This window comes from Massilia sp. 2TAF26, assembly GCF_052115005.1.
Lineage (GTDB): Bacteria > Pseudomonadota > Gammaproteobacteria > Burkholderiales > Burkholderiaceae_D > Telluria.
Genome location: NZ_JBFRFV010000031.1, coordinates 1 through 23,002 on the forward strand (window position 1 = coordinate 1; position 23,002 = coordinate 23,002).

15 protein-coding genes are annotated in these 23,002 nt (G+C 66.7%); 10 read left to right on the forward strand and 5 right to left on the reverse strand.

Annotated features, from left to right (window positions below):
- Positions 1-378 precede the first annotated feature (378 nt).
- Positions 379-2,454: a protein kinase domain-containing protein gene (locus AB4Z32_RS23305; RefSeq protein ID WP_442124253.1), complete on the forward strand. Its 2,076-nt coding sequence runs from the start codon at positions 379-381 to the stop codon at positions 2,452-2,454.
- A gap of 16 nt (positions 2,455-2,470) precedes the next feature.
- Here the strand turns inward: AB4Z32_RS23305 and AB4Z32_RS23310 are convergent, their stop codons facing one another.
- Positions 2,471-3,601: a formylglycine-generating enzyme family protein gene (locus tag AB4Z32_RS23310; RefSeq protein WP_442124254.1), complete on the reverse strand. Its 1,131-nt coding sequence runs from the start codon at positions 3,599-3,601 to the stop codon at positions 2,471-2,473.
- A 116-nt stretch (positions 3,602-3,717) separates the two neighbouring features.
- Here AB4Z32_RS23310 and AB4Z32_RS23315 point away from each other — a divergent pair, with 116 nt between their 5' ends.
- From AB4Z32_RS23315 to AB4Z32_RS23340, 6 genes are read left to right on the forward strand one after another with little or no spacing between them, the layout of a single operon-like run.
- Positions 3,718-4,146 (forward strand): DUF4399 domain-containing protein, encoded by a 429-nt coding sequence (locus AB4Z32_RS23315; protein WP_442124255.1) that lies wholly within the window; start codon positions 3,718-3,720, stop codon positions 4,144-4,146.
- 24 nt (positions 4,147-4,170) lie between these two features.
- A complete protein-coding gene (locus tag AB4Z32_RS23320; RefSeq protein WP_442124256.1) occupies positions 4,171-4,593 on the forward strand; it encodes a DUF4399 domain-containing protein in 423 nt (140 codons plus the stop codon).
- 9 nt (positions 4,594-4,602) lie between these two features.
- A complete protein-coding gene (locus tag AB4Z32_RS23325) occupies positions 4,603-6,537 on the forward strand; it encodes an HD domain-containing phosphohydrolase (RefSeq protein ID WP_442124257.1) in 1,935 nt (644 codons plus the stop codon).
- A 3-nt stretch (positions 6,538-6,540) separates the two neighbouring features.
- On the forward strand, positions 6,541-7,971 hold the full coding sequence (locus AB4Z32_RS23330) for an efflux transporter outer membrane subunit (protein WP_442124258.1): 1,431 nt from the start codon (positions 6,541-6,543) through the stop codon (positions 7,969-7,971).
- A 15-nt stretch (positions 7,972-7,986) separates the two neighbouring features.
- Entirely contained in the window at positions 7,987-9,570 is a 1,584-nt protein-coding gene (locus AB4Z32_RS23335) for an FHA domain-containing protein (protein WP_442124259.1), read from the forward strand.
- Positions 9,491-10,891 carry an HlyD family efflux transporter periplasmic adaptor subunit gene (locus tag AB4Z32_RS23340; protein ID WP_442124260.1) on the forward strand — a complete coding sequence of 467 codons (1,401 nt, stop codon included), beginning with the start codon at positions 9,491-9,493 and terminating at the stop codon, positions 10,889-10,891. Before AB4Z32_RS23335 ends, AB4Z32_RS23340 begins: the two co-directional genes overlap by 80 nt.
- Before the next feature lie 6 nt (positions 10,892-10,897).
- On the opposite strand, the gene folK is transcribed toward AB4Z32_RS23340, so the two are convergent.
- Genes folK through hda form a run of 4 tightly spaced genes read right to left on the reverse strand, consistent with a single transcriptional unit; the run spans position 10,898 to position 14,112 of the window.
- On the reverse strand, positions 10,898-11,374 hold the full coding sequence (gene folK / locus AB4Z32_RS23345; protein WP_442124261.1) for a 2-amino-4-hydroxy-6-hydroxymethyldihydropteridine diphosphokinase: 477 nt from the start codon (positions 11,372-11,374) through the stop codon (positions 10,898-10,900).
- On the reverse strand, positions 11,371-12,762 hold the full coding sequence (gene pcnB / locus AB4Z32_RS23350) for a polynucleotide adenylyltransferase PcnB (RefSeq protein WP_442124262.1): 1,392 nt from the start codon (positions 12,760-12,762) through the stop codon (positions 11,371-11,373). Before pcnB ends, folK begins: the two co-directional genes overlap by 4 nt.
- Positions 12,755-13,429: an HAD family hydrolase gene (locus AB4Z32_RS23355; protein WP_442124263.1), complete on the reverse strand. Its 675-nt coding sequence runs from the start codon at positions 13,427-13,429 to the stop codon at positions 12,755-12,757. Before AB4Z32_RS23355 ends, pcnB begins: the two co-directional genes overlap by 8 nt.
- A complete protein-coding gene (gene hda / locus AB4Z32_RS23360; protein ID WP_442124300.1) occupies positions 13,426-14,112 on the reverse strand; it encodes a DnaA regulatory inactivator Hda in 687 nt (228 codons plus the stop codon). Before hda ends, AB4Z32_RS23355 begins: the two co-directional genes overlap by 4 nt.
- A gap of 174 nt (positions 14,113-14,286) precedes the next feature.
- On the opposite strand from hda, the gene purM reads away from it, so the two are divergent.
- The 3 genes from purM (at position 14,287) to AB4Z32_RS23375 (ending at position 22,855) form a co-directional block, all read left to right on the forward strand.
- Positions 14,287-15,330, forward strand: a complete 1,044-nt coding sequence (gene purM, locus AB4Z32_RS23365) for a phosphoribosylformylglycinamidine cyclo-ligase (protein ID WP_442124264.1) — start codon at positions 14,287-14,289, stop codon at positions 15,328-15,330.
- Between the two features lie 390 nt (positions 15,331-15,720).
- Positions 15,721-16,578: a sulfotransferase gene (locus tag AB4Z32_RS23370; RefSeq protein WP_442124265.1), complete on the forward strand. Its 858-nt coding sequence runs from the start codon at positions 15,721-15,723 to the stop codon at positions 16,576-16,578.
- A gap of 22 nt (positions 16,579-16,600) precedes the next feature.
- Positions 16,601-22,855: an Ig-like domain-containing protein gene (locus tag AB4Z32_RS23375; RefSeq protein ID WP_442124266.1), complete on the forward strand. Its 6,255-nt coding sequence runs from the start codon at positions 16,601-16,603 to the stop codon at positions 22,853-22,855.
- Positions 22,856-23,002 lie beyond the last annotated feature (147 nt).

Consider the following 23,002-nt stretch of genomic DNA (forward strand, 5'->3'; position numbering starts at 1 on the left):
TGGCTGCGCGGTCCAGTTTGTCGGTGTGGGCCAGGTCGGTGATGATCAGGGTTTTCATGGTAAATCTCCTTGGATGTCGGTTGGTTGGTTGAGGCATTTGATTTGCGCTCGATGGACTATCAGCAGGATGCGTGCCAGCTTCGTTCGAGTGTCACCAATTAAAACGCAAGTTATTGAAATTAAAGGGGTTTTTATTCTTATTCTCAGCCGTTCACGGCATCGGAGGAAGCGGCCGCAGGCATCGCCGGTGATGGCCCGGACCCAACACTTTTATGGGCCTGTTCGGCGCGAACCCACATCCCGGCGTGCGACAGGACTTGATCATCCGGGCTTTCATGCTAGTCTCAATAAACGCCCCGGGATCTAACAAACACAACCATGGATAGCCTCGCTCACGCGATCCGGCAACTGCAGTCCGGCACCTTGCCGCGTGCCGAATTCTTTGCCGAGGTCGATCGCGTGCTCGAGAGTGCGCCCGAGAGCGTGGGCCGCCTGCTCGAGGTCCTGAGCGAAGAGCATGCGCGCAAGCCGCTGCCGGGCGATGTCTATACGGAAATCCAGCACCGCATCGAGCGCCTGATCGTCGCGCGCCAGCACAAGGGGGGCGACGACACCTTTGTCCAGACCCGGCCCGGCGCGTACACCATGCGCGACCCTCTACCGCCCTCGCGCGAATACGACGGCGATGTCGATCCCGAGCCCGAACGCATGAAAGGCGTCGGCGATACGCTGAACAACCGCTTCGTGCTGGAGGAGTGCATCGGCTTCGGTGGAATGGGAACCGTGTACAAGGCGCTCGACCTGCGCAAGCTGGAGGCGTCGGATCGCAAGCCCTATATCGCCATCAAGGTATTGAACGTCCAGTTCCGTGGCCACCCGAAGTCCCTGATCGCCTTGCAGCGCGAGGCACGCAAGGCACAGGCGCTGGCGCATCCGAACATCGTGTCGGTCTACGATTTCGACCGCGACGGTCCGATGGTCTACCTGACCATGGAATACCTGAAGGGCAAGGCCCTCAGCCAGGTGCTGCGTGCGCCGGGCTTCGCCGGCATGCCATACGCGGACGTGCTGCGCATCGTGACTGGCATGGGCAATGCGCTGGCCTACGCGCACGGGCGCGGCTTCGTCCATTGCGACTTCAAGCCCGGCAATGTGTTCCTGACCGAGTCGGGCAACGTCAAGGTCATCGATTTCGGGATCGCGCGCGTGTTCCAGAAAACCGAAGAGGATGTCGATGTCACGGTATTCGATCCCGGCAGCCTGGGCGCCCTCACACCGGCCTACGCGAGTCCCGAGATGCTGGAGCACCTCGACCCCGATCCGCGCGACGATATCTATGCGCTGGCCTGCATCGCCTACGAGTTGCTGACGGGCCACCACCCGTTCAACGGCGTCTCCGCCCTGCAGGCGCGCGGCGCCGGCATGAAACCGCAGCGGCCGGCCGGATTGGCGCGCGGACCGTGGCATGCACTGAAGTGCGGCCTGGCCCTGGAGCGCAATACGCGCACACCCACGGTCGAGCGCTTCCTGCACGATTTCGGCACCGGCGCATCGGTACAGCGTTACGGCCTGGCGGCCGGGGTGGCGGCGGGCATCCTTGCGATCGCCGCGCTGGGCGCAGTCGGCTGGCACTACCTGGGCGCGAAGCCACGCACGCAGGCGACTGCCGCGGCACCGCCGCCGGCGACGGCCCAGGAACAGGCTGCGCCGCCCGCGGCCCTACCCGCGCCGACGCCAGCCGCCCCCGCACCGACGCCTGTACCTGCGCCGACGGCAGCCGCGATTGCCTCGACGCTGGGGAAGATCCCCTGCGCGGCACTGGTGGGCGCCGTCGATGGCCATGCGGTGACGGTACATGGCTACCTGTCGACACCGCCGGGGCAGGCCGGCTTGAAGGACGAGCTTGCCGCGGTGCCGGGTGTATCGAGCGTGAATCTCGACGTCAGGCTGGTGGACCAGGCCAGGTGTGGCGTGATCTCGACGCTCGGACCGTACTGGTCGGCCTATCGCCAGGCCGGCGGCGGCGCCGCCATCCGTCTTGCCGGTGCCGGGCACGGGCCGGATGCCGTGCTAACCGAAGGCGATTCGCTGATGGTCGACGTGACCACCCCGGCGGCCGAGTCCTTCATCACGGTCGACTATTATTCGCTCGATGGCAGCGTCACCCACCTGCTGCCGAATGTGCGCGCGCATGACAACCGGGCGCCGCCGAACTACACGGCGACGGTCGGCAGCCTGGGTGAATGGGGGATCGGCAAGCCCTTCGGTGCAGAACTGGTGGTACTGGTGACGACGCCGACGGTGCTGTTCGATGCGCCCCGGCCTGTGTCCGAGCCCGCCGCCGCCTACCTGGCCGATGCCGCCAGGCGCCTGGAGCAAATCCGGGCGCACAGCGGCGCCGGCAAGATCGCGGTCGAGTTCCTGCCGATCCATACCCGTCCGCGCAAGCCCTAGCCGTGCAGGCCGCGCATCATTTGAGGCTGCGCGCAACCCGGAAGCCGTTCTGCGAATGACGCACGCTGGCGTCGTACTTGAAGCGCGTGGAGGTGACCATGTACGAGGCGCCTTCGCGCCACGATCCGCCACGGATGACGCGTACGCGGCAATCCGGTTCGTCCCAGGCGCGAGCGTTGGCCGGGGCGCCCTTGTAGTTGTTGTGCCAGCAGTCGGCGACCCACTCCCACACGCCGCCGCTGGTGTCGTACAGCCCATAGGGGTTGGCAGCGAAACTGCCGACATTCGCCGGTGCATCCTCGGTCCATGGCTTTCCGCATTCCTTGCAATTGGCCTTGCCTTGCGCCATTTGCTCACCCCACCAGTAGCGGGTCGTGGTGCCGCCGCGGGCAGCGAATTCCCATTCCGCCTCGGTGGGCAGGCGATAAGGCTTGCCGCTGATGGCGCCGAGCCACTTGACGTACTGCTGGGCATCGTCCCAGCTGACATCGCGCATCGGTGCGTTCGGGCTTGCGCCGACCGGCACGGCGATCTTCTGGCAAGCGCCGGCGGCGGCGCAGGCATTCCATTGCTGTACCGAGACTTCATAGCGTCCGATCGCGAACGGCGCATCGATGGTGACCTGGTGCGCCGGTTTTTCGCTGGGGTCGCTCGTGTTGTTCCCCATGGAGAAGGTACCGCCGGGCAGGGACACGAGCACGGGACAGGCTGTGCAATCCTTGATGTCGGTGCCGGATGCGGCGGCGCCGGCCGCGGGGGCGGCAACGCCTGCCGCAGGTCCTGCCGGCGCGGCCTTGGCGGGCGGCGTCCGTGCGGCCGTGTCTGGCGCCTTGGCGGGAGCCTGTTTCGGACTCGGCGGCGGCGAGGCGGATCCCGCCGCCTGCGCCTGCGCCGCGCGCAGGGTGGCGATCCGCGCCTGCGCGAGCGCCACGAACTTCCCTTTCGGATAGGCCTTCAAATAGGCCTCGTAATCGCTGATCTGGTTGCTGTCCTTGACCGAGTTCCAGAACGCCAGTTCGAACTGCTCGGCGCTGTTCTTCGGAACGACACCTGCGAGCTGGATCCGCGGCAGATGGTCCTGGGCAGCGGCATTGCATGCCCAGGCCAACCCGGCCAGTACGCAAACCTTCCAGGGTGTTTGCCACATGAGCGCGCTCCGTTCGCCTGTGTTCGACAGAAGTACCTTGCGATCTGACCGAGAGTGTGCCAGATTTAGAAGTATTGACGCGCACCTCAGTCAGCCCTACTCGGGAGCTATCGATCATGCGCTTTCCTTTGGTTTTTCCTTTATTGCTGGCGGCGACCCTGCATGCCGGCACCACCGCTGCCGCCACCCCGACTCCCGCTCCGGAAAATGCCCAGGTGTATTTCATCTGGCCGCACGACGGCACGGTCATCAACGGCGGCAAGTTCTGGGTGCGAATGGGCCTGCGTAACATGGGTGTCGCACCCAAGGGGACCGCGGTGACGCACACCGGCCACCATCATCTGCTGATCGATACCGACCCGCCGCCGATGACGGAACCGATCCCGAACGATCGCAACCACCTGCATTTCGGCGCCGGCGAAACCGAAGCCCGTGTCGAGCTGCCGCCCGGGACGCATACCTTGCAATTGCTGCTGGGCGACAAGGACCACATTCCGCACGCGCCACCCATCATGTCGAAGAAGATCACCATTACCGTGCGATAGCTGTCGAAGCCGCTGGAGACCACCATGCGCAACCTGTTCCCCGTCGCCGTCGCCGTGGCGGCCATCCTGGCCAGCGCGCCGGCCGGTTCGACCGACGCGCCGAGCAATGCCTACTGCTACATCGGCTGGCCGTCCGATGGCGCGGTGCTCCCGGCCGGCAAGCCTTTCCGCGTATGGTTCGGGCTGCGCAACATGGGCGTCGCGCCGAAGGGCGTGGCGTTCAAGAATACCGGGCACCACCACCTGCTGGTCGATGCCGATCCGCCGGCGGCCGGGCAGCAGATCCCGTCGGACCGCAACCACCTGCATTTCGGCGCGGGCGAGACCGAGACGATGCTCGAACTGCCGCCGGGGAGGCATACGCTGCAACTGGTGATGGGCGACGAAAACCACATGGTCCACACGCCGCCGGTGGTCTCCAAAAAGATCACGATCACGGTCAGATGAAGCAGTCACATGGAACCGAACACGCCATTTTCCGCATCGAGCGGCCCGGTCCGGGCTTACCTGGAATGGATGGGAGCGGAGCCCGGCAAGCCGGCCGTGTTCCCGCTGCATGAGGAGGCGGTGGTCGGGCGCAACCCGCAGGATGCGCTGGCCTCCGACAGGTACGTCTGCATCCCCGAACAGACGGTCAGCCGGCGGCATGCGCGCATCCGGCGCCGCGGCGCCAGTTATTTCGTCGAGGATCTGCATTCGCGCAACGGTACCTTCGTGTCCGGCGAGCGCCTCGCGCCCGGCGCCTGGCGCGTGCTGGCCGAAGGCGACGAACTGGCGCTGGCGTCCGCCCACCTCGTGTTCCACTCCCTGCTGCTGCCCGAGCGCGGCGCCGCATCCGCGGTGATCACGCGCTCGGTGGACGCCACGCAGTTCGCGCCCGTGGTGGATACCAGCAGCGCCGGCCGTGGCGATCTCGAGAACACGGTGCACCGGCTGCATGCGATGGCCCAGGTCGGTATCGCCCTGGGTGTCGTCACCGATCAGGACACGCTGATCGAAAAGCTGATGAATTTCATCTTCGACCTGTTCCCGCTGGCCGAGCGCGCCTTCATCATGCTGCGCGGCAGCGAACGCGACCCGCCGCAGCCGGTCGCCGCGCGCCGCCGCGGCGGGATCGTGGAAGATCCCGCCCAGATAAGGATCTCGCGTACCATCGTCGACGAAGTGCTGGGCCGCAAGCGGGCGATCCTGTCCGTCGATACGCTCGCGGACCGCCACTATGGCGCGCACGAGTCGATCATTGCCCAGGCGATCCTGAGCGTGATGTGTGCGCCGCTGATCCTGGGCGACGAAGTCCTCGGCCTGATCCAGGTCGACACCTCGTCCGATCCGCATGCGTTCCAGGAAGCCGACCTGGAGATCCTCAGCGGCGTCTGCGCGGAGACCGCGGTTACCCTGAAAAACTTCCAGCTGTATTCCGATATCAAGGGCCTGCTCGACGGCTTCGTGTGCGCGTCGGTACAGGCGATCGAGGAGCGCGATCCGGTCACGGCCGGGCATTCGTTCCGGGTCGCCGGCTACGCCGAAAACCTGGCCGTGGCGCTGGAGCATGCCAACGATCCGGAACTGCGCGGCGCCGCTTTCACGCCGGCCCAGCTGCGCGAGATCCGCTATGCCGCGCTGCTGCACGATTTCGGCAAGGTCGGCGTGCGCGAACACGTGCTGCGCAAGGAAAAGAAACTGCACCACGCCGACATGCGCCTGCTGGAACAGCGCTTCCGTTATGCCCGCGCCTGCCTCGAACGCCATGCCTGGCGCAGCCTGACGGAGCGGCAGCTGAGCGGCGAACTGGGCGCGGCCGACCTGCGCCGCGAGCGCGAGCGCATCGTGGCGCAGCTGGCCGAGGAGGACGAGCGCCTCGACGAGTTCCTCGCGCTGATCATACGGGCCAACGAACCATCGGTCTCGCACGCAACGGTGCCGGAGGGGCTGGGTGCGATCCGCGACCATGTGTGCGCGGGCACCGGCGATCCGTCCTTCCGTCTGCTCGACGACGCGGAATTCGCCGCGCTCAGCATCGGCAAGGGTTGCCTGACCCCGGATGAGCGGCGGCAGATCGAAGCCCACGTGGCCGACTCGTATTCCTTCCTGATCCTGATTCCCTGGACGCGCGAGCTGGCAGGCGTGCCGGCGATCGCCCATGGCCACCACGAAAAGCTCGACGGAACCGGCTATCCGATGGGGCTGCGCGGTGCGGAGATCAGCCTGCAGACGCGCATCCTGACGATCAGCGACATCTACGACGCGCTGACGGCACGCGATCGGCCGTACAAGCAGGCGGTTCCGGCCGAGCGTGCGCTCGACCTGATCGCCGAAGAGTGCCGCGCCGGCCACCTGGACGGACGCCTGTTCAAGGTCTTCGTCGACTCGAAGGCATGGCAGACGAGGTGAGCCATGAGGACGCTATTCCCCTGCAACAGGATCCACCCGGTAGCGGCCGCCACGGCCGGCATCGCGGCCGTGTTCCTGTGCGGCTGCGCCGACGTCAGCATGAAGCCCTACCAGCGCCCGGATAGCCCGGCCAAGACGGCCTGGGCAAGCGGCCGGGCCCTGCCGGTGGCGCCGGCGGCAATGATCGAACAGGACTGGTGGAAGGGCTTCCGCGACCCGGACCTGGACCGGCTGGTCGAGCGCGCGGTGCGCGACAACGTCGATCTCAAGATCCTGGCGGCGCGCACCAGGGTCGCCGGCGCGCAGATCGACGAGGCGCGGGCCGGGGCCCTGCCCACGCTGGACGCCGGCGCCGGTGCCAGCTTCGAAAAGAGTACCGGCCAGAAGTTCACCAAGCAGTACAGCCTTGGCACTCAGGTCAACTGGGACGTCGACATCTGGGGCAAGGTGGCCAAGGGGGCCGATGCGCAGACCGCGGAATTCCGCGCCACCGAGGCCGACTGGCGCGCGGGCTACCTGACGCTGGCATCGGAGGTGGCGACGACGTATTTCCAGATCCTGCAGTTCGACGAACAGCTGGCCCAGCAGGGAAGGACTCTGGAAAAGAACAGGCAGATCCTGGCGACCTACGAAGCGATGCAGCAGCAGGGCCTGCTGCCGCTGACGCGCGTGCTGCAGCAGCGCGCGGAGATCAACCGCCTGAACAATGACTTGATCGAGCTCGGCCGCCTGCGCGCGCTGTCCGGGAATGCGCTGGCAACCCTGCTCGGCGTACCGGCCGGGAACTTCAGCCTGCCCACCGGCTCGCTGCAGGAGCGGGTGCATCTGCCCGCCGTACCCGAGGGCCTGCCGTCGGAACTGCTCAAGCGCCGTCCCGACATCGTGGCTGCCGAATACCGCGTGCTCGAATCCTACGACCTGGTCGGCCAGGCCAAGCTGGCCCAGCTGCCGTCCATCAGCCTGACCGGCCGTGGCGGCACGTCCAGCTTCGCGCTCGGCTCGCTGCTCAAGTCGTTTACCTTTGGCCTGCTCCCGAGCATCAATTTCCCGATCTTCGACCCCGCCGTCAAGGCGCACCTGAAAACGAGCCAGGCCAACAACGAGGTGGCCGAGCAGCAGTACCGGAAGGTCGTGATGGACGCGTTCGAGGAAGTCGAGAACGCCCTCGTCAATCTCGATGCGCACCGGCGCCAGCGGGACGAGCTGCAGCAGCAGGCGGAGCGCCTGGGCATCGTCGCCGCGCAGGTGGAAGCCCAGTTGAAAGAGGGCGTGGTATCGCAGCTGGATGTGTTCGAAGCCGAGCGCTCCCTGCTGGGGGCGCAGCTGGCACTGCTGGCCAATCACCAGCAGATCCTGTCCGACACCGTGACCCTGTACAAGGCGCTGGGCGGCGGCTGGCCGGCGGTGGATGTGCGCAGTGCGGCGCGCAACTGAACGGGGCCCAAGGCCATGATGCCCGATCTCACGATCGCCGCTGCCCGCTCCGCGACGGGAACGGCGGTGCGGATCGTGCTCGAACCTGTTTCGCATCCGGAGCTGGCGCCGATCCGGATCCACGACAGCCTGTTCGCGATCGGCCGCGCGGAAGCGCCGTTCGATGCCTATCCGCCCGAGCTCGCCTCCGAACTGTCGCGCCGCCATGCCCGCCTCTTTTGCGAACACGACACGGTCTACCTTGCGGATCTCGGCAGCACGAACGGCACCAGCGTCAACGGCGTTCCGGTCAGGACGGCGATCGCCACCCTGCACAGCGGCGACGTGCTGGGACTCGGCAAGGTGCTGAAGTTCCGCGTATGCCTGGAGCAGGGGCCGGCGGCATCGCCACGCGCGCGCCTGGTCAGCCTGACCCTGGCGCCCGGCCATGACGAATCGGCGCTGCAGACCATCGTCGTCACGGAGTTTCCTTTCCTGATCGGCAAGGCGGAAGACACCTTCGCGCGCTACCGCGACAGCGAGCCGGCGCAGGTGAATTATCTGTCGCGCCGCCACGCGCACATCTTCCTCAAGGGCGGGGAACCCTTCATCGAAGACCTGGGCAGCACCAACGGCACTTTCGTCAACGCCAGCCGCATCGAGGAACAGGCGGTGCCGCTGCACGAAGGCGATACGCTCGCGTTCGGCGGCCGGCACTTCGTCTATCGCGTCTCCATGCAATGGGATGCATCCCTGCCCGACGCGGCGCCCACGCGCATCGGCGTGACCCAGGTGCCCGTGGCGGCAGATGCGGACCGGACGACTTTCGTCGAGGCTGCGGATTCCTTCCTGGACATCTTTTGCGTCGAGCCCGCTCCCGTGCAGGATGAGCGGGCCGCCGCCGCTGCGGCGGACGGTCCGGCGCCCGACCCTCGGCCCGCCGGTCGTGGCCGGCTGAGGGCCATGGCGGCCCAGGTGCCGGTAAGGTGGCGCATTGCCGCGTTGGCGCCGGTCGTCCTGCTCGGATGGATGCTGGTGCGTGGCGGCGGTGCCGAAAGCGAGACCGCTGAGCTGCTGGCCGGCGGCAATTACGTACGGGCGGCGGCCGTCGCCGCGGCGGCGCTGGACGAGGATCCGGACAACGCCCGCCTGCGCGCACTCGACACCGAAGCCCAGATCAAGGCCGGATTGCCGCCGTGGATGGCGGCGATCGACAAAGGCCAGTTCCAGCGCGCGACGGCCCAGCTTGCCGACATGCGCCGGCATGGCCGCCGCAATCCCGAGCTCTTACCGCTGTTGGCGGAGCTCGACTGGATCGGCCAGCTGCGCGCTTTCACGGCGGCGCGGGGCGGCGCCCAGGCGCCGGTACGCGACGAGGCGGATGCGGCGCGGATCCGCCAGTTCCTCAGGCAGTGGGAAGACCAGGGCGACGCCCACCAGCGTGCCTTTGCGCTCATGTCCGCCCACGTGCCTGCATACCGTGACGCCTATGCCGCCGCGCTCAGCGATATCCGCAAGCTCGCATTGCAGGAGGCCAACCATGAAGCTGCCAACCATGAAGCTGCCAAGCCTGAAGCCGAAGCCGATGGCGCCGCTGAGCCAGGCGCTCGAGGACCATAGCGCCGAAGGCATCGGCATCCTCACCGCGGTGCCGTGGCGCTTCACGCAAGCCCTGGTCTACGCCATGGTCGCGCTGGTGTTGACGGCGCTGGTCTGGTCCTTCTTCGGCCATGCCGACGTCCTGGTGACGGCTGGCGGCGCGCTCGGGCCCGCGTCCGAGGTGCGGCGCCTGTATGCGCCCATCGATGGAGAACTGAGCAATATCTACATCGCCGAGGGCCAGCCGGTGAACAAGGGCGACGTCGTCGCGCGGCTGTACGCCCGCGGCGCCATCGAGGCTGCGAAGAATGCGCTGGAAGCGCGTTTGAAGCTCGAGGACGCAGAACGCGACTGGAAGGAGTTTCCTGAAAAGAAAGCGCTGATGGAACACCGTGTCGCCGCCCTGAAGGAGGCCGTCGCGGTCGAGGAACGCCAGCACCAGCAGCGCCTCGCCCAGGGCACCAGCAGGCTGTCGCAGGGCCAGGCTGCCCAGCAGCAGGAAGCACGTGCCAACCTCGACGAGGCCCGGCGTGCGCGCGATGCGGCGAAGGACGAAGCCGACAAGTATGCGCGCCTGTTCGCGATGCCGGGCGGCGGCGGCGTGTCGCAGTTGCAGGTCGAAAGCAAGAAAAACGCCTTGCTGGCGGCCGACAATGCGGTGCGCGTGGCGCAGTCGCGCATTGCCGAGCTGGGCGCGAGGCAAGGCGTCGAAGCGACCCAGGCGCGCTCGGAGCTCGAAACGAGCGGCCAGGAATTGTCCAAGCTGCGCCTGCAACTGGAAGCGGCGGAGCGCGAGATGGACAATGCCGAGGACAAGATGCGCCTGCAGGTGCAGACGGCACGCCTGGTGGCCGACGCCGCCGCCCGCATCAAGTTCGAGAATATCGACAAGGAGAACTTCCTGCTCATCGTCGCGCCTGTCGACGGCGTGATCACCGACGTCACCTCGACCCAGCCCGGCGACAAGATCCAGGCCAATTCTCCACTGGGCGGCATCGCGCCGAAGAATGCAAGGCCGATCCTGAAGGTCGAAATCGCCGAGCACGACCGCGGCTTCCTGCGCGAAGGGCTGCCGGTGCAATTGAAATTCAATGCGTTTCCCTACCAGCGCTATGGCCTGATCCACGGGACCCTGCAATTCATCGCCCCGGCGACCAAGCCTTCCCAGCAGAGCAAACAGCCGGTCTACGAAGGCCGGGTGGCGCTGGACCAGGATCACTACACCGTGGGCGACACAGTCTATCCCTTGCGCTACGGGATGACGGCCGTGGCCGAGATCGTCGTGCGCGAGCGCAGGCTGATCGACCTGGCGCTCGATCCCTTCCGCAATATCGGCGGCTAGTGCTGGTCAGCGGATCTTTTCGATGGCCTGGTCGGCCACGCCTGGCAGCAGGTCCGCCACGCGGCCGCGGCCGGGAATCAAGAGCCCGGGCGCCAGCTCGGCCAGCGGTGCCAGCACGAAGGCGCGCTCGTGCATGCGCGGGTGGGGCACCAGCAGGGAAGGCGCATCAGCGATGACCTCGTCGTCGTACAGCAGCAGGTCGAGATCGAGGGTGCGCGGGGCGTTGCGGTAGGGGCGTTCGCGGCCGTGGGCCTGTTCGATGCCGTGCAGGGCGGCCAGCAATGCGCGGGCGCTCAGCGATGTGTCGACTTCCGCCACCGCGTTGACGTAATCGGCGCCCGAGGAATCGATGGGCGCGGTGCGGTACAGCGACGAGGCGCGCAGCAGGCGCACGCCCGGCACCCAGGCCAGGCGCTCCAGCGCGTCGAGGACGTTTGCACTGGCATCGCCCAGGTTGGCGCCGATGCCGATCCAGGAACTCATTCGCCGTCCGGTCCCGATGCGGCCTGCGCACCGGCGTCGAACTGGACTGCAGAGTCGCCGTCACCGGTCTTGCGCGGGCCGCGGCGGCGCGGGCGCTTCTTCTTCTCGCCGCCCAGCGGTTCGCGGGCCGAGTTGATCAGGCGCTCGCGCTCGGCGATGTCGCCGGCATAGAAGGTGGCCCACCAGTTGCCCAGCTCCGCATCGAGCTCGCCCGATTCGCAGCGCAGCAGCAGGAAGTCGAAGCCGGCGCGGAAGCGCGGGTGTTCGAGCAGCTTGTAGGGCGCCTTGCCGGTGCGGCGTTCGAAGCGCGGCTGCATCGCCCAGATGTCGCGCATGTCGGTGGCGATGCGGCGCTGCAGGGCCAGGCTGTCGGTCTGGTTGTCCAGCACGTCGTCGGCGGCCAGGTGCAGGGCCGGGATCGCCGATTCGCCGGCGGCGCGGTAGGCGTTCCACTTTTCCAGCACCTGGTGCCACAGCAGGGAAGCGAACAGGAAACCGGCCGAGACGCCCTTGCCGGCACGAACGCGGGCGTCGGTCGATTCCAGCGCCAGGGTCACGAACTTCATGCCGATCGGCTGTTCCAGCACCACATCCAGCAGCGGCAGCAGGCCGTGATGCAGGCCGGAGGCGCGCAGCTCCTTCAGGCAGGCCAGCGAGTGGCCGGATTGCAGGAGTTTCAGCATCTCGTCGAACACGCGCGCGGCCGGCACGTTGTTGATGAGCGGCGCCATCACCGGGATCGGCGCGCGGGTGGCGGGCTCGATCGTGAACTGCAGCTTGGCGGCAAAGCGCACCACGCGCAGCATGCGCACCGGGTCTTCGCGGTAGCGCGCTTCCGGCTGGCCGATGATGCGCAGGACCTTGTCGCGGATGTCCTGGATGCCGCCGTGGTAGTCGAGCACCGACTGGGTCGCCGGGTCGTAGTACATGGCGTTGATGGTGAAGTCGCGGCGCTCGGCGTCTTCGTGCTGGGGACCGAAGTTATTGTCGCGCAGGACGCGGCCGTGCTCGTCCTTCGGCGCGTCGGTCCTGGCGTTGCCGCGGAAGGTGGTCACCTCCAGCAACTCCTGGCCGAACATCACGTGCACGATCTGGAAGCGGCGGCCGATGATGAAGGCGCGCCGGAACAGCTTTTTCACCTCTTCCGGGGTGGCGTCGGTGGCGATGTCGAAGTCCTTCGGCTTCACGCCCAGCAGCAGGTCGCGCACGGCGCCGCCGACCACGAAGGCTTTGAAGCCGGCTTCCTGCAGGGTCTGGGTGACGCGCACCGCGTTCGGCGACAGCAGTTTCGGGTCGATGCCATGCTCGGCCGGGCCGAGGATCACGGGCTGGGTGGGATCGCGCTGGTCTTTCACGCCAAGGATCTTGCGGATGAATTTTTTAATCATTGAACAGATGGAGTAAAGGCCAGCCATGGGCGCTTGCGTGTTGGGCCAGTTTGGCGCTCGGGTTGGTCGCCACCGGGTGCGAAACGACGGACAGCAGCGGGATGTCGTTGTGCGAGTCGCTGTAGAAATAACTGCGCTCGAAGCCGTCGAAGGGCTTGCCCAGGCTCTCCAGCCAGGCGTGCATGTGGGTGACCTTGCCGTGGCCCTGGGTCGGTGTGCCGAGCAGCTTGCCGGTGGGATGGCCGCGTTCGTCCAAGTGCGGGCGCGCCGCGATCAGGTGCTCGACATCGAGTGCCCGCGCGATCGGCGCCGTCAGCCAGCCGTTGGTGGCGGTGATGATGGCCACCAGGTCGCCGGCGTCGCGGTGGCGCCGCAGCAGTTCCAGCGCCTTGGGACGGATCGCCGGCTCGATCACTTCGCGCATGTACTGCGCGTGCAGGTCCGCCAGGCGTGCCGGGTCGAAACCGGCCAGGGTGCCGAGGGCGAACTCGAGGTATTCGACCGGGTCGAGGGTGCCGGCCTGGTACTGGTTGAAGAATTCTTCGTTGCGGCGCTGGTAGGCGTCGCAGTCGACCACCTTGTTCCGTACCAGGAACTGGCCCCACTCGAAGTCGGAGTCGAGCGGCAGCAGGGTATGGTCGAGGTCAAACAGCGCGAGGTTGCTCATTCTTTGGATTCGTTTTGCGGGTTTCCCTGCAGCAGCAGGTCACGCAGCAGGGGCAGCGTGACCGGGCGCTGGGTCTCGAGCGAATACTGGTCGAGGGCGTCCAGCATGGTCGACAGGGAGCGCATGTCGCGCTTGAAATGGGACAGCAAATAGGGTAACACGCTCGCCGACAGCGTCAAACCGCGCGCCTCGGCGGCCTGGGTGAGGGCGGCGATCTTCTCGTCGTCCGACAGGCCGTGGATCTGGTACACCAGGCCCCAGCCCATGCGGGTACGCAGGTCTTCGCGCACCGGCAGCACGGCCGGCGGCACCGGGCCCGCGCAGACCATGTAGGCGCGGTGCTCGCGCACCTGGTTGAACAGGGCGAAGGCGTCGATCTGGCGTTCCGGCGTCAGGCGGTCGATGTCGTCCACCAGGTAGAGGCTGGTGTCCGGCGTGTAGGTGAACTGCTCGGTATCGGCGTCGAAGGCGATATAGCGCGAGCCGGGCGTGGCGGCCAGGCCGTGCAGGATGTGGGTCTTGCCGGCGCCGGTTTCGGCCCAGAGATAGCAGAAATGCTCACGCGAGGCGCGTTGCGCGAACTGGTGCATCAGGTGCGCCATTTCGGCATTCGCTCCTATCTGGAAGGTGTCGAGGCTCTGCGCCGGTTCGGCCGCGCCTAAATCGAGCACCAGCTGTTTCATGGCTTGCATCTCATCCGGGCTGAGGGAAAAAAGGCATATTGTTCTTGTTTTCGCGTCGTGGCGGGGCCGTTTTGCTAAAATAGCGGATTGACCAGTTGGCCGTTCCCGGCAGTGACGCGGGTGCGTTCAGTTGATCCACCGCTATCTATTTTACCGCCTCTGCTGCCAAATATCATGAGCCAACCGTCTAATGTTTCTCTCTCCTACCGCGATGCCGGTGTCGATATCGATGCCGGCGATGCCCTGGTCGAAGCGATCAAACCGTTTGCCAAGCGCACCATGCGCGAAGGCGTCCTTGGCGGCATTGGCGGCTTCGGCGGACTGTTCGAGATCAGCAAGAAGTACAAGGAGCCCGTTCTCGTGTCCGGTACCGACGGCGTCGGCACCAAGCTCAGGCTCGCTTTCGAGCTGAACCGCCACGACACGGTCGGCATCGACCTGGTCGCCATGAGCGTCAACGACATCCTGGTGCAGGGCGCCGAGCCGCTGTTCTTCCTCGACTATTTTGCCTGCGGCAAGCTGGACGTCGCCACCGCCACCGCCGTCGTCAAGGGCATCGCCCTGGGCTGCGAACAGTCCGGCTGCGCCCTGCTGGGCGGCGAAACCGCCGAGATGCCGGGCATGTACCCGGACGGCGAATACGACCTGGCCGGCTTCGCCGTCGGCGCCGTGGAAAAATCGCAGATCATCGACGGCAGCAAGATCGCCGCCGGCGACGTCGTGCTGGGCCTGGCTTCCTCGGGCATCCACTCGAACGGCTATTCGCTGGTGCGCAAGATCATCGAAGTCGCCAAGCCGGACCTGGAAGCCGACTTCCACGGCCGCAAGCTGGCCGATGTCCTGATGGCGCCGACCCGCCTCTACGTCAAGCCGCTGCTGGCGCTGATGCAGACGATGGAAGTGAAGGGCCTGGTGCACATCACCGGCGGTGGCCTGGTCGAGAACATCCCGCGCGTGCTGCAGGATGGCCTGACCGCCGTGCTGGACAGCAAGTCCTGGACCCTGCCGCCGCTGTTCCAGTGGCTGCAGCAGCATGGCGGCGTGGCCGACGCCGAGATGCACCGTGTGTTCAACTGCGGCATCGGCATGACCGTGATCGTGTCGAAGGAAAACGCCGACGCCGCCATGGCCCAACTGCAGGCTGCCGGCGAGACCGTCTACCGCATCGGCGAGATCCGCGCCCGCAACGAAGGCGAAGCCCAGACCATCGTCGTCTGATTGGCGTCGCAGCCCGCGGCGCAAGCGCCCCGCACAAGGGCTGCGTGGTTAATTCTCAGTCGATTATCGAGGACTAAAACTCGCAGCTGGCAGTTGAATGACCCTATATCTAAGGTTTTGATTTCAATAAAACTTTTTGATAAAAGTATGTCATTCGATGTGATTGAAATATCACCATTGGTTGCTCCCGGTTATGCGTTCGGCATAACCGGGAGTCGGAATGTTGAGGTGACAAGCTGTGGCGGAACTGCTACAGATTCCACACGGCTCTTACGAAATCTTCACATTTCACGCAAATAGCGCGGCGGCCTGTTGCCGCACGAACATGTTTGTTTCATTATCGACGTTCCAGATATTTGTCCGTCATTCATTGCTGGCGGATGCGCTGACATGTCCGATAATGTTCCCTGCTCCAATCGTAAATTTCATTTCATCTCCGGGTTGCCGCGTTCGGGTTCAACCCTGCTGTCCGGCATCCTGCTGCAGAATCCCCGTTTCCATGCGGGAATGACCAGCCCGGTGGGTGCGTTGTGCAGCGCCGTGCTGGGGCAGGTCAGCGCAGGCAGCGAATTCGGCCCGGTAGTGAGCAAGGACAAGCGCCGTGCGCTGATGCGCGGCCTGTTCGATGCCTACTACGCCGACGTCGAAAGGGAAATCGTGTTCGACACCAACCGCGCCTGGTGTGCCAGGCTGCCCATGGTGTTCGACCTGTTCCCGGATGCGAAAGTCATCGCCTGTGTGCGCAACGTCGCCTGGATCATGGACAGCTTCGAGCGCATGGTCCGCGCCAATCCCTACGAACACACCCGCATGTTCGGCGCGCTGGGCGCGCGCGGCACCGTCTACAGCCGCGTCGAGATGCTGGGCCAGCACGACCAGGCCGTCGGCTCGGCCTGGACCGCCCTGCGCGAAGCCTTCTATGGCGAGCATGCCAGGTCGCTGCTGCTGGTCGACTACGACCTGCTGACCCGTGCACCGGCCAAGGTCATGTCGCTGGTCTACGATTTCCTCGGCGAGCCGCAGTTCGCCCACGATTTCGATCGTGTCGAATACGCCGCCGAGGAGTTCGACCAGCAGCTCGGCCTGCCCGGCCTGCACACGCTCAAGGCGCAGGTGCGCCATACCGCGCGCAAGACCATCCTGCCGCCCGACCTGTTCGACAAATACGGCCAGATGTCTTTCTGGAACGCTGCCGCCGGCAGCGCCGCCAACGTCATCACCGCCCAGCCCGTCACACCGTCCGCATAAATAAAACTAAAGGAAGTCAAGCATGACCATCCCAGGCCACGACGCCGACCTCGGCGCGTTCACTATTTCTTCGTCCGTAGTGCCGGGTGCCCAGGACAGCGGCGCCGCGCCGACGAACCTGGCGATCGCCAGTGCCGCACGCACCGAGATCGTCTTCATCGAAGACAATATTGCCGATTACCAGACCATCGCCAGCCAAGCCGGCGCCGGCCGCGAAGTCGTCATCCTCGATTCGCGCGCCGATGGCCTGCAGCAGATCGTGTCGGCGCTGGCCGGCCGCACCAATATCGATGCCCTGCACATCGTGTCGCACGGCGCCGCCGGCGCGCTGAATTTCGGCGCGCTCACGCTCGACCAGTCGACCCTGGCGCAGCACGATGCCGAACTGCAGGCCATCGGCCGCAGCCTGGCGCCGAATGGCGACATCCTGCTGTACGGCTGCGACGTCGGCGCCGGCGGCAGCGGCAGCAGTTTCGTGAACGACCTGGCGATCGCCACCGGCGCCGACGTCGCCGCGTCGAACGATCCGACCGGCAGCGCCGCGCTGGGCGGCGACTGGAATCTGGAAGTCAGCAGCGGCAGCATCGCGACTGCCGGCATCGGCAACCAGGTATTGGCGTCGGCGTTCCAGCACACGCTGGCGCTGCCCTCGTCCTTCACCATCGATTTCGAGGCGACCGGCAATTTCACCGGTAACTGGACCACGGACCTGTATTACAAGCTTCCGCAGGATCCAACCTTCCAGCTGCACGTGACGGGAACCGAGTGGGCGCAGCTGGACACGACTACGCCGACCAACCATATGGTCACCTCGTACGGTTTCGGCGGCGACACCAACATCTCGTTCAAGGACGGCCAGCTGTTCAACCTGTCCTCGCTGATGCTGTACGGGACCGGCAACCAGTCGCTGAAATTCGATGCGATCGGCAACGACAACACTGTGATCGCTTCGCGCACCTGGAACTATGGCACCGACAGCCAGCTGATCACATTCAGCGGCTTCACCAATGTCAAGGCTGTGCACGTCACGGCGAACGATGGCCAGCCGTTCACCTTCTTCATGTTCGACGACATGGCGATCAACAACGTCCATGCTTTCGTCAGCGACACCACGCCGCCCGCCGTGCCGCCCGCACCCGTATTCGCGCCCAACAACGACACCGGCATCAGCGCCACCGACGGCATCACCAAGCTGTCCAGGCCGACCTTCAGCGGCACGGCCGAGGCCGGCGCCACGGTCAAGCTGTACGACACCGACAAGGCGGCGCTGCTGGGCACCGCCACCGCCGACGGTTCCGGGAACTGGTCGATCACCCCGACCAATCCGATGGTCGACGGCGCGCATTCGGTCAGCGTCACCGCCACCGACGCCGCCAACAACACCAGCGGCTTCTCCGCCGCCCTGGCCGTCACCATCGACACCGCTGCCCCGCTCAAACCGGCCGCACCGTCGCTCGACGCCGGCAGCGACAGCGGCGTCGCCGGCGACGGCATCACGAACGACGCCACCCCGACCGTCAAGGGCACGGCCGAAGCCGGTGCCACGGTCAGGCTGTACGACAGCAACGGCACCACTGAACTTGGATCCGTCACGGCGGACAACAACGGCCACTGGTCGATCACGTCCTCGATCCTGTCGAACGGCACGCATTCGCTGACCGTCAAGGCAAGCGACGTTGCCGGCAATACCAGCGTGGCTTCGGATGCCTCGAGCGTGACGATCGACACCGCTGCTCCGGCCGCGCCGTCGACGCCGGACCTGAAGGCGACGTCGGACACCGGCCTGTCCGACAGCGATGACATCACCGGCAACACCACGCCGACCTTCACCGGCACTGCGGAGAGCGGCGCGACGGTCAAACTGTACGACGGCGCCACCGAGATCGGCTCGGCGGTGGCTATAGGCGGCACCTGGACCATTACAAGCACCCCGCTGGCTGCGGGCAGCCACGCCATCACCGCAGTGGCAACCGATGCCGCCGGCAATACGGGAGCGCCATCCGGCGCGCTGGCGGTGCAGATCGTCACGGGTGCGCCGTCCACGGCGGTGGCCAGCATGGCCATCTCGGCCGACAGCGGTGTGTCGGGCGGCGACAGCATCACCAATGTCGCCGCCCAGACCATTTCCGGCACGCTGAGCGCCGTGCTGGCGGCAGGCGAGCGCGTCCAGGTGTCGGTCGACGGCGGCGCCAACTGGATTACCGCCAGCGCGAGCGTCGGCGATGGCCACTGGTCGGCAAGTGCCACGCTGGTGGCGGGAACGCACGAACTGCAGGCACGCGTGGTCAATGCGGTTGACAACGCCGGTGCGGTCGCCAGCCAGTCGTACACGCTCGACACCACCGCGCCGACGCTGGCGATCACGAGCGACGCCGCCCAGCTGAAGATCGGCGAGAGTGCGACCATCACCTTCACCTTCAGCGAAGATCCTGGCGCCAGCTTCTCGCTGGCCGACGTCACCGTCAGCGGCGGCACCCTCGGTCCGATCGCCGGCAGCGGCCTGACCCGTACGGCGATCTTCACACCGGCGGCCGGCACCAACGACGGCGTGGCCAGCATTGCGGTGGCCGCAGGCAGTTATGCGGACAAGGCCGGCAACGTGGGCGGCGCCGGTACGACGCCGTCGATCCACTTCGACACGCTGGCACCGAACGCCCCGGCATTCGGCGCCGGCAGCATCAGCCGCACCAACGACACCACGCCGGCCTTCAGCGGCACCGCGGAGAGCGGGGCGACGGTCAAACTGTACGACGGTGCCACCGAGATCGGTTCGGCGGTGGCCACCGGCGGCAGCTGGAGCATCACCAGCAGCGTGTTGGCCGAGGGCAGCCACGACATCGTCGCCAGGGCGACCGATGCCGCCGGCAATACCGGCGTAGCAAGCATTGCGACCACGGTGACAATCGATACCACTGCGCCGACGCTGGCCATTACCAGCGACGCGGCGCAGCTGAAGACCGGCGAGAGCGCCACCATCACGTTCACCTTCAGCGAAGATCCGGGCGCGAGCTTCAATGCTGCCGACGTCACCGTCAGCGGCGGTACGCTCGGCGCCATCTCTGGCAGCGGGTTGACGCGCACGGCCATCTTTACGCCGTCGGCGGACACGGACGGCGGCGTGGCCAGCGTCGGCGTAGCCGCCGGCAGCTATGCCGACGCGGCTGGCAACGTGGGCGGTGCCGGACAGATGCCGGTGCTGCATTTCGACACCAGGGCGCCGGCGGCGCCGTCGGTGCCGGACCTGGGCGCCGCCAGCGACAGCGGCAGTGCCCACAACGACGACATCACGTCGGTGACGACCCCGACCTTCAGCGGCAGCGCGGAAGCCGGCGCCACCGTGACCCTGTACGAGGGCACGACGGTGTTGGGCAGCGCGGTCGCGACCAACGGCAGCTGGAGCATCACCAGCATCCAGCTGGGCGAGGGCAGTCATGTCATCAGCGCCCGGGCCACGGATGCCGCCGGCAATACCGGCGCGATGTCCGCTGGCCTGACCGTGCAGATCGATACCAATGCGCCGGCCACCACGGTTTCCGGCATCGCCTTCTCGAACGATACCGGCGCCTCCGGGACCGACTTCGTCACGAACGTGGCAGCGCAGACCGTCAGCGGCTCGCTGAGCGCCGCGCTGGATGTCGGCGAGCGCGTCGAGGTCTCGGTCGACGGCGGCGCCAACTGGATTACCGCCAGCGCGAGCGTCGGCGATGGCCACTGGTCGGCAAGTGCCACGCTGGCGATGGGCACGCACGAATTGCAGGCACGCGTGGTCGACGCTGCCGGTAATGCCGGCGCGGTCGCCAGCCAGTCGTACACGCTCGACACCACCGCGCCGACGCTGGCGATCACGAGCGACGCCGCCCAGCTGAAGATCGGCGAGAGCGCGACCATCACTTTCACCTTCAGCGAAGATCCTGGCGCCAGCTTCTCGCTGGCCGACGTCACCGTCAGCGGCGGCACCCTCGGTCCGATCGCCGGCAGCGGCCTGACCCGTACGGCGATCTTCACACCGGCGGCCGGCACCAACGACGGCGTGGCCAGCATCGTGGTGGCCGCAGGCAGTTATGCGGACAAGGCCGGCAACGTGGGCGGCGCCGGTACGGTGCCGTCGATCCACTTCGACACGCTGGCACCGAGCGCCCCGGCGGCACCGGCCCTGGACCACGCCAGTGACAGCGGCGTGGCCGGCGACGGCATCACCAGGGTGGCCACGCCGGTCATCCACGGCAGTGCCGAGGCGCATGCCGCGGTGACCCTGTACGACAGCGACGGCAGTACCGTACTGGGAACTGCGCTTGCCGACGCCCAGGGCGCCTGGACCATCGCCAGCGCCGCGCTGGCCGATGGAATCCACACCCTCCGCGCGGTGCAAAGCGACGCCGCAGGCAATATCTCCGCCCCTGGCGCCGCACTGACCGTAAGGATCGACACCGCCGCTGCGGCGCCGGTGGCGCCGGTGCTGCTGGCTGCCAGCGACAGCGGTGTTGCCGGCGACAGCATCACCAGGGTCACCACGCCGACCCTCAAGGGCAGCGCCGAGGCGCTGGCCCAGGTGACGCTGTATGACACCGACGGCCACACCGTGCTGGGCACCACGCAGGCCGGCGCCGATGGTAGCTGGAGCATCACCGCATCCGCACTCGCAGACGGCGCGCATGCGCTGAGCGTCGTGCAGGTCGACGTTGCCGGCAACGTCTCGGCAGCCAGCCCGGCCCTTTCGTTGACGATCGATACCGTGGCACCGGCGGCGCCCGGCGTGCCCCAGCTGCAGGCGGCGTCCGACACCGGCCGCATCGGCGACGGCATTACCTACGCCATTCCGGTGATGGAAGGCAGCGCACTGGCGAATGCCCAGGTTACCGTGTACGACGGTCAGACGGCGGTCGGCACGACCAAGGCCGACGCGCAAGGCCATTGGAGCCTGGAGGTGCGAGGACTGCAGCTTGGCGCGCATTCGATCAGCGCGACCCAGGCCGACGCGGCCGGCAATATGTCCGCCGCCAGCGCCAGCTTTGCACTGACCCTTCGTCCAGGCCCGGTGCAGATGGACGGGGTATTGGTGACGACCACGGCGACGGTGCTGCCGGGCGGGGGAGTCGGCAGCCAGATCGACGTTCCGATCGTGACCGCCGGGCGGGTCGATACCAGCGGCCAGGCCATTACCGCCGATATCCCGCTCGCGACCGGCGCCAGCGGCAGCCTGCTGCTAGCCCAACTGGCCGAGGGCTACGGCCTGACCGCCATCGGCGGCGCCAACGCGGCGGTCGGCACCGCGCCCGGCTCGCTGAACGCGGCCATCCAGGCGGCGACCGTGGCCAACAGCGCGAGCGACCAGGTCCACCTGACCGGTAACGCCACCAGCTTCCTGGCAAAGTTGCCTGCCAGCGACGCGCTGCTGGTCCAGACCATCGCACCGGTCAGCAACGTCGCGCCGGGCGGCATGCTGACGCTGAGCGGCAGCAGCGACGCGCAGCAGCACACCGCGCTGGTGATCCAGTCCGCGGGCCTGGCGCAGGGCAGCACGATCGCCTTGCAGAAGGTGGACTTCGCTGCGGTCGTCGGCAGCGCGAACGTGATCGCACAGGACGGAGCGAAGATGCTGAGCGGCGATGCGGCCAGCCAGCACTTCACGGTGACGACGGCCGGCGGCGCGCAGGTATTCGCCGGCGGCGGCGACGATACCCTGAGTTTCGGCGCAGTGCCGGTGGCTTCGGCGGCGCAGGCCACGACGGTACTGCACGGCGGCACCGGCAACGACACCGCAGTCTTCAATGGTGCCCGCGCCGACTTCGACGTCGAGGTCCACAATGGCTATCTGATGGTGAGCAGCAAAGCCGCGCCGGACACGAAAGTGATGGTGGTGAATGCGGAACAGCTCCAATTCAGCGATACGTCCGTCCATGTCGATCACGGCGCCAATCTGTCGACGCTGGCGGCGGTGTACGGCACGGCGCTGGGACGTCAGGCCGACGTGTATGGCATCGAGTATTGGGCCAAGCTGTACGACAAGGGGACGAGCCTGGGCGCGATCGCGGTCGGCATCATCGGGTCCGCCGAGGGCATGAGCAGCCATGACGGCTTCAACGGCAATGCCGAGCACGACGTTGCGCTGTTGTACGCGGGCCTGTTCAACCGTGCTGCCGATGCCGGAGGCCTGGCCTATTGGTCGGGTGTCATGCACAACGGCGCCACGCTGGACAAGATCGCGGAGGGCATGATCCACTCGGCTGAAATGGTCGGCCAGCAGCTTGCGCCGCTCGACTGGAACTTCATCATGTAAGCGTGGCGGCGCCAAGCCGGCCGACACGCAAAGGGCGTCCCGAGGGACGCCTTTTTTATGCTCGGACGCTCCCCGGGGCTGGATTTGTAAAAGTCATTCGGCCGGCCACACCATCTGGTGCCTGCGGCTCGTTGCCGCCGGCGATGG

Coding starts and splice junctions, on each gene's coding strand:
- AB4Z32_RS23305 (WP_442124253.1), top strand. CDS start 379: ATGGATAGCCTCGCTCACGCGATCCGGCAACTGCAGTCCGGCACCTTG.
- AB4Z32_RS23310 (WP_442124254.1), bottom strand. CDS start 3,601: ATGTGGCAAACACCCTGGAAGGTTTGCGTACTGGCCGGGTTGGCCTGG.
- AB4Z32_RS23315 (WP_442124255.1), top strand. CDS start 3,718: ATGCGCTTTCCTTTGGTTTTTCCTTTATTGCTGGCGGCGACCCTGCAT.
- AB4Z32_RS23320 (WP_442124256.1), top strand. CDS start 4,171: ATGCGCAACCTGTTCCCCGTCGCCGTCGCCGTGGCGGCCATCCTGGCC.
- AB4Z32_RS23325 (WP_442124257.1), top strand. CDS start 4,603: ATGGAACCGAACACGCCATTTTCCGCATCGAGCGGCCCGGTCCGGGCT.
- AB4Z32_RS23330 (WP_442124258.1), top strand. CDS start 6,541: ATGAGGACGCTATTCCCCTGCAACAGGATCCACCCGGTAGCGGCCGCC.
- AB4Z32_RS23335 (WP_442124259.1), top strand. CDS start 7,987: ATGATGCCCGATCTCACGATCGCCGCTGCCCGCTCCGCGACGGGAACG.
- AB4Z32_RS23340 (WP_442124260.1), top strand. CDS start 9,491: ATGAAGCTGCCAACCATGAAGCTGCCAAGCCTGAAGCCGAAGCCGATG.
- folK (WP_442124261.1), bottom strand. CDS start 11,374: ATGAGTTCCTGGATCGGCATCGGCGCCAACCTGGGCGATGCCAGTGCA.
- pcnB (WP_442124262.1), bottom strand. CDS start 12,762: ATGATTAAAAAATTCATCCGCAAGATCCTTGGCGTGAAAGACCAGCGC.
- AB4Z32_RS23355 (WP_442124263.1), bottom strand. CDS start 13,429: ATGAGCAACCTCGCGCTGTTTGACCTCGACCATACCCTGCTGCCGCTC.
- hda (WP_442124300.1), bottom strand. CDS start 14,112: ATGAAACAGCTGGTGCTCGATTTAGGCGCGGCCGAACCGGCGCAGAGC.
- purM (WP_442124264.1), top strand. CDS start 14,287: ATGAGCCAACCGTCTAATGTTTCTCTCTCCTACCGCGATGCCGGTGTC.
- AB4Z32_RS23370 (WP_442124265.1), top strand. CDS start 15,721: ATGTCCGATAATGTTCCCTGCTCCAATCGTAAATTTCATTTCATCTCC.
- AB4Z32_RS23375 (WP_442124266.1), top strand. CDS start 16,601: ATGACCATCCCAGGCCACGACGCCGACCTCGGCGCGTTCACTATTTCT.